This window comes from Legionella resiliens (assembly GCF_021344005.1).
Classification (GTDB): domain Bacteria; phylum Pseudomonadota; class Gammaproteobacteria; order Legionellales; family Legionellaceae; genus Legionella; species Legionella resiliens.
Genome location: NZ_JAJTND010000004.1, coordinates 1286015 through 1301051, shown reverse-complemented (window position 1 = coordinate 1301051; position 15037 = coordinate 1286015). Strand labels below are relative to the sequence as shown.

The following is a 15037-nucleotide window of genomic DNA, read 5'->3' as shown; positions in this document are numbered from 1 at the left end:
AAAAACTAACTAATACTATGCCTTCTTCTAACCCCATCCCATTGCAAAGTCATAAAAATATCCTTCTATTGGCTCTATTAATTGCTGTGTTAATTTACCTTTTAGAAGGGCCATTAGCGTCGGGGGCTTTTCTTTCGACGATAACAATAACTGCTATTCAGAGTAGGAAAAAATGGGATTCTCTACTTAGAAAAGCAGTAGAAGCAGAAGATAGCTCTGCTTTATCTGAATTAAAAAAACAGCAAATAGAGCTAACCTTTGAGCAAAAATTAAAAATGCTTTGTAACGCATATCATCTTGACAAAAAGGAGTTCATCTACTGGCTTGAACAACAACAATTTAAAGTTAGCATATCCGAGATTTTCTCTATTTTTAAGCAAAATAAGGACAAAAATTTTTTACGACTTTGTATCGAAAGATTCTCTTCCTTGCCATCGCAAGCCTCCCTAAGAATCGTGTTAAAAGAGCTTCTCGTTAGCAATGACCATATTCCTATTGACAGTTTATTGAATATCTATCCCAAGGAGGTTCTTAAAGGACTAAGTAAACTCTCTCAATATAGAAAAGAATTATTAGATTTTATTGTTAGGAATAAACATTGGCTAACAAAAAATAGCGATATTGTATGGGGGATTTTTCCTAATCTTTCCTCACCATTTCCATATGATCTATATAGAATATGTTATCCAGAGGATAGGAGAGAGGTTGCAATCCTTTTATATGAACTCAAAAAATCTCAACCTAATAAAGCATTTTGCTTAATATTAGTGGATGAACTGGACACAAATATAACTGCCATTACTGACTTAGAAAAAATAATTAAAAAGGCACTTAAGAATAAACAGGAAGAGATCGCGATATATTTGATCAATAGAATGGGACCTATTTTAAAGAGAACACCAGAATTAGCTAATTCTTTATTATTCGAAAATGTCCGTAATCCGATGATAGCGGAATTACTCATCGCGAATGGAGCTGATGTTAATTCTATGAAGGATGGAGTTAGTGTAGGAGAGCGTGCTATTAGCTGGCCCAGAAAAAGGCGAGAGAGTCAAAATGCACTTAACCTTTTACTAAAGCACAGAATCAATCTGGCTCAGGAAGTAAACGATAAACCACACACCGCTACCCGCATGACTTTGTTAGGATTTTTGCCTTTTACGAATTTAAAGATTAAATCTAGCTTAGAACCAGAACTGCATAAGGCAGTGGAAGCAAATCGTTATCAAAAATTCATAAGTCTTTTTTTAGAAATACCTGGAGAAAGCCGTTCAAATGAAAACCTATGTCATCATTCTTACATGCAAGATTCCTATGTTTTTTGGAATTTTTTATTAAATTTATACTTTAAGATGGAGGGGCAACCACATGGAGTTGCTCCTGCTTCAAAAAATCAATTTTTAGATTGCTTGAATAATTGCTTAAAAAGACTCTATACCAAAGAAGGTGATTTTGACTCGGTAATTACTTATGACTGTTATCAACAATTTCAGCCAGTCGTACTTCCCGTCATCCTTTCGGGACGGTCGCATATTGCAACCGTAGGATTTATGAAAGTTTCACCTAATTTTCACGTAAGTGTTGAAGCAGATCGTAGTGACGAAAGGCACGATTTTTCAGTGTTTATAAGTCGTCCTCATGACCCTGCCCAATTCAGCAAATATACTGCTACTTATTCTAGGCCTCTCCCGATTGCATTCTGGCAAACTCATAGCTCTCCATCTATCTTTTATAAAGATTTAGCTCCTCAAACAGGAGCCTTTTGTCCAGCTATATCGGCAAAACATGCGTTCTTTATTGCTCATTTTTTATCTGTTGTTAAACAACAAATAGCTGGATTAGAGGAATCCACAATTGAGCGTAAATTATCCGAGATTTTGAACAATAGCTATAAAGTGACTACTGAGTGGTTCAATCAATTTTTTATCTCGGTCAAAAGAATGTTGCTAGAGGGTTATCAGCAACTTGACTCTAAATACATTAATTATGATTTTTTAGCTTTAGCTGAAAAGGCAACAAATATGGAAGAAGAAAAATTAATTTCTGAGCAGTCTCCATTAAGTATAAAATTGAGTTAAAGAATTCACTCGCCCCACCCTTCTGTTAACCAATCGGAAATCAATAAAATTATTGAGGAAGATGTCAACAAAGTTATGAAGGCCTTGGGAAAATAAGGAGAATATGATGAATCTTTGTTTGATTTACGTTCAAATATCATACAAGGTGAAATTTATCCGCTATGCTTCTTATTTTTCATAATACATTTTTTAGATACCGTTGCCATACACTCAATCTCAACACGTGCATTTAATGCGAGTCCAGTGGCACCAAATGCACTCCGGGCTGGGTACTCTCCATTCTCAAAATAAGAAGCATAGATTTCATTCATAATAGGCCACTCACTCATATCTGCCATCATTACGGTACATTTAAAAACATTGCTTAAAGAAGAACAATTGGCCGTCAATATTTGTTTTATATTTTCCATTGCTTGACGAGTCTCAGGTTCAACTCCTCCTTCCACTAGCGGAGGCTCACCTGGTTTTACACTTCCAGTTTGTCCAGAGAGATATAAAATGTCGCCAACTTTTTTTACATTGGAAAATGGAGGATTAGCTGCTTGGGCAACAGACAGTAATAAAGCTAATAAAAAATATAATGTACCTTTCATTTAAAAATCCTTTTATTTAAAAGAATCATACATGCTTTGTATGCATAGAGTTTACTATTGGCAAATTTTGCATTGTTATCTTATCTGTAATATTTAAGTCATCGTAAATCGCTTGACTAAGTCAAGTAAATGTAAAATGACTACTGGTTAATGCAATCACCTCACTGGTCATCCGAAATAAAAATACACGCGGAATCATAGAGCATCTGCAGTAAAGACGCGGAAAATTATAGGCCACCAATGTTAGTACAATGCCCACTAAAAGACAAGCCATCGGGGACGAAACGCCGATTTCTCAAAAAGAGTTTCGGCAAGCGCATTCCATTGCTTGTCACACCCCAAAGTAAGGTGGTTCAGATATTTGGATAGCAAAATATCAACCTACGAGCATGTTGAATTAACCTCAAGTTTGCTTAATGAATTTCTCTATCTTTAAATTCCTGATAACCAAAACCAGCCAAGAGTGTTTGTACCGCGGTTTTGCCCATTTCTTCTTTTGGACAAAAGTCCATAGCCACAGCAAAACCTATCTCTTTCATTGATTCATTCCACAGAGGCTCGTTATTTAAAATAGGTTTTATCTTTCCAATAAGAGAGTCCAAAAACGTATCATCTACCGAAAGCAATTGCTGTTTTTGGGGATTTTTGATCAGCATTTCTTTTATCGTTACATAAAGTGCGTAGTTTAATATGTATAAAGCAAATTCCTGTGACTCGTTTTCTTCATCCAGACAAATCTTCTGCTCTGGATTGTAAAAATGAGTGAAACGATAATTATCGGGATAAAATTCATGTTCAATAAAGTCCGTTTGTTGTGAATAACTTACTTCGCTGCGAAAAATGAAGTACTGTTCGCTCTGGGAATGAAGAGCGGAAATTTTAAAGCAACCTTGAAAAATACAAGGTTGTTGATCCCAAATAGTAACCAATATTAATGTTTCAATATTTATATCAATACTACTCATTTCTAATATTTTATTTCCAAATCTAAAATTAAAAAAATGCAACTTTAAAAGGGATTTTTATACATCGTATCCTTTTATATTTAGCATTTCACTATCAATTTAGTCTTCATTAATTGGCACGACTTGTTGTATTTTACCACTGAAGCGTGCACCCAAGGTTAAAATATTAGGAAATTGTTTGATTATAGGTAACAATAAAAATCGAGTCCGGGGGTTCATCATGGCTAATTGTGCAAAAAATGAAGCAGCATGGATACGACCGCTAAAATATTTACGCCATTGTTTCGTATAATATGCACCAGCATCATCAAAATAATTCATCCCTTTTAGATTGTTCCGTTTAAATTTAATGAAACAGTGTGCAAGTAACCATGCAGATTGCATGGCCATACTAATTCCTTCAGCTACAATAGGATGTGCTTCACCGGCACTATTACCAACGAAAAAAACACCATCCTGATAACAGTTACGCATGCCAGGTTTAATTGGTCCCGCGGCCAGCCAGCTTCCCTCGCGCTCAGCACACCGAAGCACTTCCCTAACCCCGCGACATTGCTCCAATAGGTATTCATAAACTGTCTCCCCTGCTTGTATACCTGGATTTTTCAAGCGCAAATTATGCAAAACATCACGACGAATGCAACACGAAAGCGTTACTTTTTGCTCCGTACTATGAACCATTCCGCCATATCCACCAGGGAACGCCAGTAAAGGCATCAGATTAATAGGTAAATTGGAATTTTTAAAATGTGCTTTAAATGCCAATAGATCAGAGGGCTTATGTATTTTATCTTCAGATTGGCCAATTCGTTTTTCCCATGAGCCATTTGCAACTACAACCAGAGAAGCTATTATCTCTATTGTTTTATTATTTTCTTTTACAGAACAGATAAATGATCCCTCTGTAGAACGATGTAATGACAGTGCTTCACAAGGTTGCCAAACATGGACTCCCTTTAATTTGGCTTTATTCATAAGTTCTGTATCAAGATACTCTCTGGCGAGCGCCCTTCCCCATAAATTTTTTGATGTTTTAGATGGTGGCATATTCGCAGTTAATCTCACATCTGCAGCGTATAAGCCGACTTTTTGTATGTCAGGACCACCATGTGTCAAATAGAACTCTTCCATTCCAAGTTTTTGCAGTAGAGATAAGCTTGAAACGGATATAAATTCACCACAGACCTTTCTACGAGGAAATTCTTTTTTTTCGACCAGCCCAACTGACCAACCTGCTTCAGCAAGTAATAATGCAGTAGTTACGCCGGAAGGCCCTCCTCCAATGATAAGCGCATCCAGAGTCATAGGTTTTAATCCATACTATTTTAAAATAAGAATACTCCACCAAAATGGGAAGCGCCATTTGATTTGATAATTTTTAATGCGTGCTTGTTGCAATAAAAACTCTAATTCTTTTCTGGTAAAACTCTTTTGAATCGAAAGCAAACCATCATGGGTGATAAGTCGGTTACGAAATAAAGGGCTGACCATTTTATAAAGCCAATAAGCAATAAAATTGCGATGCAGATCATTGATTATCACAGCCTTACGCGTTGTCTCTTGGGCTTTGATTAAGAGCGTGATTAGTTCCTCATCATCCAGATGGTGACAAACCAAATTGAGCAAAATGATATCTATATTTTCATTGATTTCGAGTTCTGGCTGCAGCTGCAAATGAAACTCGACCAAGGTACTTCCATTCTTTAGTTGCCATTCCTGTGCTTCTTTTTCTGCGAGTTTAATCGCTTCTGTAGAAATATCTAACCCCAACATACGCATGTTAGGGTAATATTTACTAAGATTTAGTAAGAATAAGCCACCGCCACATCCAACATCCGTCAATACTGAATTAGAGGGAAATTGTTGAAGCAAGGTGACTGTACTTTTAAAAATACCCATCAACTTATTAATTTTAAATAATTTTTTTAGAGATTGTGTGTATTCTTGGGGTGTATAAAAATCAGGACCTAGATCAATGATTTCCTTTTCCTTTGATCGTATTTTAAATTGGGTCATTTCATTTTGATAATTAATAAATTTTTATTTTGCATTGTATACTTAAATATTGCAATTAATGCTTTAATGCTTTAAATAAATTCGTAAGCGATAGCAAATTTGTTTATATTGAAGGAGATATTTTAAAAAAGGGAAAAAATGCAATCAAAAATTACTGCAATTGGAATAGCAACCCCTCCATTTATGCGAACACAAGATGAGATCGCGGATCTTATTTCTATAGGATTTCATCTTGATGTACTACAAAAAAAAGTGTTGAAAAGAATTTATAGATCCTCCGGAATTGAAACCCGATATAGTGTATTAACAGACTATTGTAAACAACCAGGAGAATTTGAATTTTTTCCTAATACTCCAAATGAAAATTTTCCATCCACCTCACAACGAATGAATTTATATAAGGATAATGCCCTTAATTTAGCCATAATTTCCATCGAAAATTGCTTAAATAGTATTGAGTTTGACAGGAGAAAAATTACTCATTTAATTACAGTCAGTTGTACAGGGATGTATGCTCCAGGAATTGACATTGAAATTGTACAAAAACTTAATCTATCCACATCTGTAAAACGCACGGCAATTAATTTTATGGGCTGCTATGGAGCATTTAATGGTTTAAAAGTAGCCGATGCATTTTGTCAAACAGAACCCAACTCCAATGTACTTTTAGTATGCGTCGAGCTTTGTACAATACATTTTCAAGATACCTTTAATATAGAGAATATCATTTCAAACGCTATTTTTGCTGATGGAGCCGCAGCAGCCTTGATTCAGGGACAAACCAATTTACCCAAATGTTTTAATATAGAGTCCTTTTATTGTGATTTAGTCCCACAAACCAGCCAGGATATGGCATGGACCATTACAGACTATGGATTTGACATCATATTAAGCTCATACGTACCTGAAGCAATTGAATCTGGCATTTTGATGTTTACGGAAAAACTGTTAAAGCAATCTAATTATTCTTTTAATGATATAGATTATTACGCAATTCACCCAGGTGGTATCAAGATTCTACAAGCCTGTGAAAAAGCCTTAAAGATTACCTCTCAAGACAATCAACATTCTTACGATGTATTAAGAAACTATGGGAATATGTCCTCGGCAACAGTATTATTTGTTTTAAAAAATATTTGGAATAAGTTAAATAGACAGGATGAGGCGAAGCATATTTTTAGTTGTGCTTTTGGACCGGGCTTAACCTTAGAATCCATGATGCTGAAAATACAGTATAATTAGTTTTTATTCAAAATACCTCCATCTAAATCGTCTGAAAAAGATAAGAGAGAGTTCAATGACAGCCCAGAAGCTATGGAGTCTATTTGTTTTAATCTGTTTTTTCATCTATAGCTACTCAGGTTATACCAAGTCAAATAGCATTCAATTTTTCTATTCAAACAACAACCAAATTATGGATATTAAAACTGCTTATCAGCGCTTAACCGGTAAAGTGCAGCATGAACTCAAAAAAATGCCATTCGCATATTACAACAGCAGCATATGGAATTAGGCGAATTTAAAAATGCGCTTGGAACATATATCATGCAAGGGACCCAACAGTTTACGGCAGAAAATGCCGAATTTTTTTTTGTTTCGCCATTACAGAAACTGTCTCTCCCAAAAACCATTTTCATCGCTTCAATTTTAGCAAAGCAACTTGATCAGGAAAGTGTCGCTGTTTTTATTCCAAACAATACACACACCACTTCTCATATTAAGCTCATTTTTATTTGCAATAATCTCCCCATTATTGAGGTGGCTCAGTTAATTCATAAGCTCCCTGCTTCATTTACTCAGACATTTACCCTGAACTTAAAGCATATACATTCTGGTTTTGATTCAGCTGAAGTACACTCCTCAATCGAATGGCTTGGTAGTAATCTCAATAGTTCGGTGATTAAAAATATTTTTCCTTGCGATAAAGTACTATCTAATCATGGTGAAGCATCCATGGTTTTTAATACAGGGAAATATCAGAAGTTGTAAAAAAAGATATCGAAAAAATTCAAATAGATAATTATTCAAACATCTATTCAAGCTTGCATATGCTATTTTTTTGACTATTCCTATTAAATAGCCATTGAATTAAATTATAAGTTCATTTCTTAGCTTTGCTGTTGATGTTACATATTGGTTTGTTACAAATGATTTTTAACTTTTTGAGGAGAAAAATCATGAAAAAAATAGTATCAATTTTATTTTTAACAGCTGCTTGTTCTTCAGTCTATGCTTTGAGCACTATAAGCACTATTGTTTCATCTTCCGGCGGTTCAGGAACAAGTACCAGTGTCACGGGAACGAACACCGGAGTTAGCACGGGAACGAACACCGGAGTTAGCACGGGAACGAACACCGGAGTTAGCACGGGAACGAACACCGGAGTTAGCACGGGAACGAACACCGGAGTTAGCACGGGAACGAACACCGGGGTTAGCACGGGAACGAACACCGGGGTTAGCACGGGAACGAACACCAATAGCAGTACGAGTACAGATTTGAATAATGGCACTAACACTGGTAGTGGTACTGATAATACAAGTACTACCTATTAAATTGCTGGTGAGGGAAATAGTGTAACTCGGGGAAAATTGCAAACCTCCCCGAGTTACAATATCTCTATTTCGATGTATGAAATAGGATGTTCTTTCTTCTGATAGGCATTGACATATTAACCCTGCGGTTTTTCATCTTTGCTTATATTTTCATGATATTGTAAAGCACAGTCAGGACGGCAATGTTCTTTATATTTTTGATAAATAGTAGAAAAGATCTCATTTTCCATATTATTCTTAAAATATTCAATTGCATCCTCATCACCATAATGTACTGCAAGATCAAGCCAATCAAAGCCAGCCTGCCAATCACGCTTTAATGATTTAGGGAGCTCTACCTCAATATCATCATCCATTTCTTGTTTTAAGGTTTTAAGATCAGCAAAACCAATAAGTGCCAGTTCAAATTGAGCACTCGTGTAACGCTGTTTCCCTGGAGAAATCTCTATAATTCGCTTTGCTGTGATTAAGGTATTTTGTATATACTCATTAAAAGTAATACGTTGTTTAGCAGGTTTAAAAAATCGTTTCATTTTGAATTTAAAAAAAAGAATTAATTATGTACACAACATTTTCAATTGTAAAACACTTTTTGTTCAAATTTACTATAAAAGAAACTACCCAACATTTTTAGGGAGATAAACGTGACAAAAAAAGTATGTGTTATTGTTGGAGTTGGGCCAGGAAACGGTGCTGCGTTCGCATCTCGTTTTTCCAAAGAAGGTTACCACTTGGCTTTATTAGCACGTTCCAAAACCTTTACTAATGAGCTCGCAGATAAACTGGGAAATGCATACTCTTACGAATGCGATGTGGGCCATAGTGATTCCGTAGAGAAAACTTTTAAGCAAATTCAACAGGATTTAGGAGCAATCGATGTCATCGTCTACAACGCAGGCTTAGGCTTATGGGGCAATATAGAAGAAATTAAGCCCAAAGATTTTGAAGCAAGTTGGCGTGTGAATGCATTAGGGTTACTGCTCGTGAGTCAGTGTGTCATCCCAAAAATGAAGCAAAATGGCCGCGGCAAACTGATTATCATTGGTGCAACTGCGTCAAAACGTGGAGCGGTTAAAACTGCAGCATTTGCACCAGCTAAAGCAGCACAGCGAAGTCTTGCAGAATCAATGGCTAAATATTTAGGCCCCATGGGAATTCATGTTGCTCTGGTTATTATTGACGGTATTGTTGATCTGCCTAAGGCCAGAGAATATATGCCAAATAAACCTGATAGTTTTTTTGTTAAATCAGATGATGTTGCAGATACGGTATTTTGGTTAACACAACAAGCTCCTTCTACTTGGTCATTTGAAGTAGAGATTCGTCCTTTTGGTGAAGCTTGGTAGTGCATGGGCAAAAAAAAATTGCCAATTTTTATAGGCTATTTATCCGTATTCTTTTGCACTGGCTTCTGCCTCATGATTTTCTATCTACTCGTATTATTTGTTGCTGATTATAAAATTGTACGAGACGAATAATGGCGGTTATCGTCACCAGTAAAGTAAATAAGCAAGCAAGAAAAATAAATGCATGGGGCCATATCATCATAGCAATAAAAAAAGAAAACGCTTCAGCACGCTCCATAAGACCGGGACTATAATGAAAACTTTTTTGAGATTGATTCTCTGTAAAAATACCAACTACTAAAAAACTGGTGATGCATAAAAGCATACTGCCTAACATCAACATACACCAGAATCCTCGCTCTTGAGGCGCAACAAACCATAAGGCTAAAACAACCACAAATTCTACTAATCGATCGATCATAATATCTAATACCGATCCCCAATTTGATGCCTGCTGATTAAAACGTGCTAATGTCCCATCTAACGTATCGCAATATCCAGATAAAAGCAGTAAGCAAATTGCCACAATTTCTTGATGAGTGATTAAAGCAGGGAGAATAAGCATACCTAATAAACCTGATAGCAAAGTAATTTGATTGGGAGTTATATGATGTTGCAAATGATTTGCTATTGGATCAACCAATATTTGCTGATAATGCTTCCTTACATACTGTTCAATCATAATTATCCCAATTTTTGTAACCATCGAACTAATGTTCGTGTTTTATTAGAAAATAATTTAGGAGTATAAAACGCTCCAGCAACCCGTTTACTTATTTCACTTAATGTAGGATATGGAATGATTGAATCTGTAAAAGTACGTAATGTCTTTCGTTCCCGTATTGCCATAACCCAAGGTAAAATAAGTTCTCCTGCATGAGGACCTACAATAGTTACACCTAAAATTTTTGCTTTTTTATCGGTAATAATTTTAATTTTACCCTGTATATTTCGTTCTGTTTGCGCGCGATCATTATCAACAAAAGACCATTCAGTAATTTTAAGATCCGGGTGTTTTAATGCATCCGCTGCAAGCATCCCTACATGCGCTAATTCCGGTTGGGTATAAGTAACCCAGGGAACTGCCCGATAATCAACTTTAGCTGGTATTTTGAATGCAAGATGACGCAGAACAATTCCTGCCTGGTATTCTGCCATATGGGTAAATTGATAGGTACCTATCACATCTCCAAGGGCATAAATTTTTTTATTGGTGGTTTGCAAACGCTTATTAACTTCAATACCTTTAGATGTATATTTTATCTGAGCTTTATCCAAATCCAGGTCGGCAACATTAGCTTGGCGTCCGGTAGCGATCAGCAAATGGCTCCCAGTAATTTCTATATGCTCCTTTTGATAGCTAAAAGATACAGTAATCCTGGAGTTCGAATGAGATTTTATCCGCAATTCTTTAATTTGCTCATAAATGGAAATATTCATCGCCTCCAATTGACTACGGACTACCTCAACACAATCAGCATCATCTTTTGGAAGAATCTTTAATTCCTCTAAAAGCGTCACCTCAGACTCGAGCATGGCAAAAGCTTGAGCTAACTCACAACCGATTGGTCCGCCGCCAACTACAATTAAGTGTTTTGGTTTTTCTTTTATAGAAAATATTGTTTCATTAGTAAGGTAAGACACTTTATCCAATCCTGGAATAGGAGGTATTAAGGGAGAAGATCCCGTTGCAATTACAAAGTACTTACTTTGAATCACTATATCTCCTACTTGTAACGTATTAATGCTCAAGAATTTCCCAGCATCTTGTATTACTTTTACGCCCAAAGCTTCAAAACGCTGTACAGAATCATGTTCAGCAATATTGGCAATGACTTGATGCACGTGGTTCATTACTTGATGAAAATTAATAGTCAACTCTTTACACTTTATTCCTAAAGATTCCGCGTGCTTTGCATAATAAAAAGCTTTCGCTGCAGCCAATAAAGATTTGGATGGAACACAGCCATAATTCAAGCAATCCCCACCCATTTTATTCGATTCAAGTAACGCAACCTTGAGGCCCAATTGAGCACAACCCGACGCAAGGCTCAAACCAGCTGCCCCACCGCCAATAATGGTCAAATCATAGTTTATGATCTTATTTTTATTGGTACTTTTCTGTTTATGAGGGCTATGAGTAAAAAATTTATAGATCGGTGCTATTAGAGAAAGAGCAGCTAATGCCAATAAAGATCCCAATATTTGCGGCTCAAAAATAATATGAAGGTTAGGAGTTTGATTTGCAGCAAATACATGACTTAATCCATTGCCGACCATTACATAAACTACAGTTCCAGGAATGATGCCAATCAGTGTTGCCCCTATAAAAGTTTTAATATTGACATCCAAAAGCGCAGGCACAATGTTAACGACCCAAAAAGGAAATAAAGGAATTAAACGCAAAGTAAGTAGATAAGAAAAAGCATTGTGCTGAAATCCTTCCCGCATGCGGCCTACCCACCCTGATGCCCTTTGAGCCAACCACTCACCTAAAGAGGTACGGACAGCCAAAAAAATAAGCGTGGCTCCTATTGTAGCACTGATGACGACAAAAATAGTTCCCCAAAACACTCCAAATAAAAAACCACCAATCAAAGTAAGATAAATCGCTCCAGGTATAGAAATTGCAACAGACAATGTATAACACGCAATAAAAAGGAAGGAAGCTAAAAAATAATGTTTGGTAGTCCATGAAGCGAGTAAGGCACGATTTTCTTTTAATGCTTCAAAACTTAAATATTTATCGAGGCGAAAGCTGAAAAAAAGGATCAATAATCCAAGCAGAATAGTTAAAGGTAACCAATGACGAACACTTATTTTTTTCATGAATGCTTTCCTTAGCACACCGCCTCTTACGTAGCCTGCAGCGTGATATTACTGCCAAATGACTATCGACCTCTATCTTACGTTCCGCGGTTTATCCGCGGAATCCAGGAATCCCACGAAACCACTGGAACCGGGAACAATCGCAGAGCTTAGAAAAGACACTTAATTTCTTTACTTATTGGTATGAAACAAATGCATAACCCGAAACTATTCGAATCATTACATTGCCCAGTTTCTGCCACGCCCAGGTTCTAACATCTATAAAATTTCTTTATAATAATATATACCTTTTATCTATTTAAGCCACGGTCTAATCAACTATCCAATTGAATATTAATATCCCGTGCATCGGATTGACCATGATCATCCACGATTCTAACAACAAATTTTCCAGGCTTTGCTTTCCATAAATAAGGCTCACCGGCTTTAGTTTTTGCTATAAATGTTTCATTGATAAACCAGTATACATGAGCAACACCGGCGTCAGTCACTGCAGTAAGGGGAATGGTATTATTTTGTTGCGAATCAACACGAACAATATAGCTTATACCATTTTGTGGTGAAGTAATATGTGGATGAATACCAGGATTGCCAGATAAGATGCAATCAGGTTCATAAAATGGTGGGACATGCCTTTGTATGCCGGCCTTCTTAAAAATGCTCAACAAATCAGAGGGCCAAAACTCGAAAATTTCAAAACGTGTATTTTCATCAATATGACACGTTCGTAAACCTGTTTTACTATTAATAGCGACTTCTCGGTAAATTGTATCGGCAGTTATTGGGGATTTTCCAGGAATAAACCAGCTCCACTCAGTATCCTGGCAATAACGCGTAGGCAACATTCCGGAAGCTTTACATACCTCTACTTTTTTCAGATTCATCTGTTCAGGGTGTTTTTCTAAAGCATGTATTGGACCTCGCTCATGTTTTAATGCGTCAACCAATTCAAAAAATAAGGGGGCAGCAATGTCTTTGCCAATAAATGCAGGATTCGCTTTATTATCAAAATTTCCTATCCATACTGATAATACATAAGGACCAAATACTCCAACTGTCCATGCATCACGATAACCTGATGAAGTTCCAGTTTTCCAAGCCACTGGCAAACGAGACCATGCTTTGGAAACATCATCCAGGCGAGGTGTATTTTTTAGCATATCTAATACAAGATAGCTTGCCTCTGGACTTAGCAAACGAATACCTTTAGGTTTTATTTCATTTTTTAATGTTCGAATAGGATACCAAATCCCATCATTAGCTAACATGGCGTATAGACCAACAAGCTCCTTCATTGTTAATTCCACACCTCCCAAACTCAATGACAATCCATAATACGACTCAGATCGTAATTGACTGATTTGAGCCTTTTCCAATAACTGATGCAATGTTGGATTAGTTAATTGGCTGGCAAGATAAATTGCGGGAATATTCCGGCTCAAGACTAGAGCATCTCTGGCTTTAATGGGCCCCATAAACTCATAATCAAAATTCTCCGGGTTATAACCATTAAAACCATGAGGGACATCTTTTAAAACAGTATCAGGGTGAATTAACCCTTGATCCAATGCCAGTCCATAGATAAATGGCTTCAATGTAGAGCCAGGCGAGCGTTTCGTTTCTGAGCCATTAATTTGTCCACTAATATTTTGATTGAAAAAATCGGCCGATCCTAACATTCCTTTAATGCCCATATCTCGAGTATCTATGAGTAAAACAGCTGCATTATTTACTCCTATGCCTTTTTTTCTAGCGAGATAATGATGTGTAATCCGCTCAATAATTATTTGGATACGAGAATCCAATGTTGTATCAATGCTTTGCTTTTTCGTTTTTGAATCAGACAAAATTTCGTTTGTAAAATGTGGTGCATCAAAAGGAAGCATATGCGTATTTTGCATTACCAAAGGTAAAGCAAACATGCCTTTTTTATTGAAGTCTTCTGGATGTTTATTTAACCATCTTCCTAATAAGTGCTCCCTAATTTTTTTTAATTCTTTATTATTAGGAGTTCTTTTACCAGGATTTTGCGGAATGATGCTTAACGTCAAAGATTGTGGCAGCGTAATTTTATTTACAGATGTACCAAAATAAACCAAACTTGCAGCCCCTACTCCTTCAACATTTCCGCCATAAGGTGCCAAATTTAGATAGGCTTCCAAAATTTCCTTTTTGCTGTAGTGCATTTCAATTTGTATGGCACGAATAATTTGTAATAACTTCCCTGATATTTTTTTTGAATTCATTCCATAGCGCATCCGGGCAACTTGCATGGTAATTGTTGAGGCACCTATTCTCCGTGATTGTGCTCCATAAGTTTGCCATACTGCTTTTAGTGTTGCCCAAGGATTAATACCATAATGCCAATAAAAGTATTGATCTTCTTGTAATAAAGTTGCTTCAATAAGCTGCTTAGATATCTGCGATAGAGGAGTAAATAGTCGATATTTCTCATCCTTGCTTAATGTCAACCTTAAAAGCTTATGATGCTCATCGTAAACCGCTTTAGAAAAGCTTGTCCCTTCTAATAATATAGGTTTGGGTAAAAAAAATAATATTAAATAGGCACTGACAAGGAGTGTAATAAGAATTATGCTTAGTTTTTTAAATATTTTGTTCATAGTCGCTATTATGCACTAAATAGAATAAAATATA

General features: G+C 36.3%; 13 protein-coding genes. 5 read left to right on the top strand and 8 right to left on the bottom strand.

Annotation, left to right across the window (positions count from 1 at the left end; all coding sequences use genetic code 11):
- The first annotated feature begins 17 nt into the window (after positions 1 to 17).
- A complete protein-coding gene (locus LXO92_RS11160) occupies positions 18 to 2078 on the top strand; it encodes a hypothetical protein (RefSeq protein WP_232890993.1) in 2061 nt (686 codons plus the stop codon).
- Between the two features lie 152 nt (positions 2079 to 2230).
- Here the strand turns inward: LXO92_RS11160 and LXO92_RS11155 are convergent, their stop codons facing one another.
- From LXO92_RS11155 to LXO92_RS11140, 4 genes are all read right to left on the bottom strand, one after another.
- On the bottom strand, positions 2231 to 2671 hold the full coding sequence (locus LXO92_RS11155) for a RidA family protein (RefSeq protein ID WP_182349664.1): 441 nt from the start codon (positions 2669 to 2671) through the stop codon (positions 2231 to 2233).
- Between the two features lie 413 nt (positions 2672 to 3084).
- Positions 3085 to 3636 (bottom strand): hypothetical protein, encoded by a 552-nt coding sequence (locus LXO92_RS11150; protein ID WP_182352817.1) that lies wholly within the window; start codon positions 3634 to 3636, stop codon positions 3085 to 3087.
- Positions 3637 to 3735: 99 nt separating this feature from the next.
- Positions 3736 to 4941 (bottom strand): NAD(P)/FAD-dependent oxidoreductase, encoded by a 1206-nt coding sequence (locus LXO92_RS11145; protein ID WP_232890992.1) that lies wholly within the window; start codon positions 4939 to 4941, stop codon positions 3736 to 3738.
- 15 nt (positions 4942 to 4956) lie between these two features.
- A complete protein-coding gene (locus LXO92_RS11140) occupies positions 4957 to 5652 on the bottom strand; it encodes a methyltransferase domain-containing protein (RefSeq protein WP_182349662.1) in 696 nt (231 codons plus the stop codon).
- 138 nt (positions 5653 to 5790) lie between these two features.
- On the opposite strand from LXO92_RS11140, the gene LXO92_RS11135 reads away from it, so the two are divergent.
- The 3 genes from LXO92_RS11135 to LXO92_RS11125 all read left to right on the top strand — a co-directional run bounded on the left by LXO92_RS11135 (position 5791) and on the right by LXO92_RS11125 (position 8154).
- On the top strand, positions 5791 to 6894 hold the full coding sequence (locus tag LXO92_RS11135; protein WP_232890991.1) for a type III polyketide synthase: 1104 nt from the start codon (positions 5791 to 5793) through the stop codon (positions 6892 to 6894).
- A 261-nt stretch (positions 6895 to 7155) separates the two neighbouring features.
- Positions 7156 to 7641, top strand: a complete 486-nt coding sequence (locus tag LXO92_RS11130; protein ID WP_232890990.1) for a hypothetical protein — start codon at positions 7156 to 7158, stop codon at positions 7639 to 7641.
- Between the two features lie 300 nt (positions 7642 to 7941).
- Complete coding sequence (locus LXO92_RS11125) at positions 7942 to 8154, top strand: hypothetical protein (protein ID WP_232890989.1); 213 nt, start codon at positions 7942 to 7944, stop codon at positions 8152 to 8154.
- A 169-nt stretch (positions 8155 to 8323) separates the two neighbouring features.
- On the opposite strand, the gene LXO92_RS11120 is transcribed toward LXO92_RS11125, so the two are convergent.
- Positions 8324 to 8740: a hypothetical protein gene (locus tag LXO92_RS11120; RefSeq protein ID WP_232890988.1), complete on the bottom strand. Its 417-nt coding sequence runs from the start codon at positions 8738 to 8740 to the stop codon at positions 8324 to 8326.
- Between the two features lie 111 nt (positions 8741 to 8851).
- Here LXO92_RS11120 and LXO92_RS11115 point away from each other — a divergent pair, with 111 nt between their 5' ends.
- Positions 8852 to 9553: an SDR family NAD(P)-dependent oxidoreductase gene (locus LXO92_RS11115; protein WP_182349658.1), complete on the top strand. Its 702-nt coding sequence runs from the start codon at positions 8852 to 8854 to the stop codon at positions 9551 to 9553.
- A gap of 70 nt (positions 9554 to 9623) precedes the next feature.
- Here LXO92_RS11115 and LXO92_RS11110 read toward each other — a convergent pair whose 3' ends face one another.
- From LXO92_RS11110 to pbpC, 3 genes are all read right to left on the bottom strand, one after another.
- A complete protein-coding gene (locus tag LXO92_RS11110; RefSeq protein ID WP_232890987.1) occupies positions 9624 to 10235 on the bottom strand; it encodes a CDP-alcohol phosphatidyltransferase family protein in 612 nt (203 codons plus the stop codon).
- Between the two features lie 2 nt (positions 10236 to 10237).
- Positions 10238 to 12382 carry an FAD-dependent oxidoreductase gene (locus LXO92_RS11105; RefSeq protein ID WP_232890986.1) on the bottom strand — a complete coding sequence of 715 codons (2145 nt, stop codon included), beginning with the start codon at positions 12380 to 12382 and terminating at the stop codon, positions 10238 to 10240.
- Positions 12383 to 12696: 314 nt separating this feature from the next.
- The gene (gene pbpC, locus LXO92_RS11100; RefSeq protein ID WP_232890985.1) at positions 12697 to 15003 is read right to left on the bottom strand and encodes a penicillin-binding protein 1C; all 2307 of its coding nucleotides are present in this window, start codon (positions 15001 to 15003) and stop codon (positions 12697 to 12699) included.
- Between the last annotated feature and the right edge of the window lie 34 nt (positions 15004 to 15037).